This window comes from Methylobacterium sp. B1 (assembly GCF_000333255.1).
GTDB lineage: Bacteria > Pseudomonadota > Alphaproteobacteria > Rhizobiales > Beijerinckiaceae > Methylobacterium > Methylobacterium fujisawaense.
In genome coordinates this window covers 1-1,034 of sequence record NZ_BACT01000247.1, presented here as the reverse complement: position 1 = coordinate 1,034, position 1,034 = coordinate 1, and the positions used below count along the sequence as shown (strand labels likewise).

The 1,034-nt window shown below is 65.2% G+C and carries 2 protein-coding genes; both read left to right on the top strand.

Annotated elements, in window-relative coordinates; all coding sequences use genetic code 11:
• Positions 1–452 (top strand): hypothetical protein (locus I53_RS34500; protein WP_210161570.1); only part of this gene is annotated, 452 nt, incomplete at its 5' end.
• 401 nt (positions 453–853) lie between these two features.
• A partial coding sequence (locus I53_RS07015) for a MerR family transcriptional regulator (protein WP_187294316.1) occupies positions 854–1,034 on the top strand: 181 nt, incomplete at its 3' end.

Sequence of the window (1,034 nt, the reverse complement as noted above, 5' to 3'; positions counted from 1 at the left end):
GTTCCGGCGGCCACCAGAAACCGAAATCTCATCACGATCCTCCCCAAGGTTTACCGCGCATCCACTTCCGGTTTCGGGCGGATGTCATGTTTTCTGAGTTTTGTGCCGCCAGAACCATCGGCGACACCGACACTTTGCGCGGCCGCCACTATCACGATACTGCCGGTACGCGCAGGCATTACCCCTTCCCAATAGGTCAGGACGCTGCCGAAAGCGGCAAGAAAATGCAAGCGCGAAGCGGTGCGCTGATGAACTCCGGCGTCCGGCCGGCGCAGGGAAGGCGCTGGTGTGACAAATCGGTTTCACGCCGCGACGCGGAGGCGCTGGATGGCGAGCGGCGGACCGCGTCGAGGACGCCGATGGGCCGCCTTGTACGGCACAGGGCTTCGGGTGCGGCGGCGCGAATACAAAGCTTCGCCGAGTGTCACAGCGGCCCTCGCGACATCGTCTAACCCGCTTGCGACCGGCTGACGCTTTGGGATAGAAGCTAACCTATACGTCAATCCTGGCCCGGCCAATCACGCACGCTCCGCGAGAGAGCGAGGCCGGTGAAGGGAGGGGAAGGTGGGAACCCAGCAGGGCATAAGGAAATGGGCCGGCGAAGCCGACGCTCAGGGTCCGCGCCATCGACGGACGCTTTGCGACGACGCTCCGGAGACGCTTCCGGCGATGGGCGATCGAGATCCGCACGACCCTGCCCAAGACCGGGGTCGGCAGGCTGTCGGAGACGGAGCGCGTGGCGGACGAGCGCCGGCGGGCCGATGCGGGGCCCATCAACATCCGAGTATCGGCACGACGTTGACCGCTCGCGCGCACCGGGAATACGGTGAATTCTCCGAAGAGAAGGTCACCTGTGTCCGATACGCTGTACACCGTGACCCAGCTCGCCAAGGACCTGGGGGTGACGGCGAGAACGGTCCGCTTCTACGAGGACAAGGGTCTCCTGACGCCTCAGCGGGCCGGGAACACGCGGGTCTATACGCATCGCGACCGGGCGCGACTGATCCTGATCCTGCGCGGCAAGCGGCTCGGGT